The sequence below is a fragment of the Paraburkholderia sp. SIMBA_053 genome, assembly GCF_046534895.1.
GTDB lineage: Bacteria > Pseudomonadota > Gammaproteobacteria > Burkholderiales > Burkholderiaceae > Paraburkholderia > Paraburkholderia caledonica.
In genome coordinates this window covers 1-290 of record NZ_JAWRXU010000448.1, presented here as the reverse complement: position 1 = coordinate 290, position 290 = coordinate 1, and the positions used below count along the sequence as shown (strand labels likewise).

The window sequence follows — 290 nt, the reverse complement described above, 5'->3', positions numbered from 1 at the left end:
CGAGAGCGATCGGCAGGATGGCCGAGGCCAGACGCCGACTGTTCGCCGCGGCATTCGCCGAAGCCAGGAAGCCCGCGGACGACAGCCGCCGCAGCACGCTGCCGATCAGGCGCATGCTCAGCGACACGAGCCACGGGCCGAGCATGGCGAGCGCGATGATGAGCAGCATCACCGCACCGGCCGCGGCGCCCGCCGCGATCTGTCCACGCAGCACGAGCGGCACCGTCGACACCGAGATGCCGGCAGCGGCGAGCACGATCCCGATGATGATCCGCGTCAGACCGATCGCG

General features: G+C 71.0%; 1 protein-coding gene. It reads right to left on the bottom strand.

Annotation, left to right across the window (positions count from 1 at the left end):
* On the bottom strand, positions 1 to 290 hold a 290-nt coding region (locus SB753_RS36370), incomplete at both ends, for a hypothetical protein (RefSeq protein ID WP_410804960.1).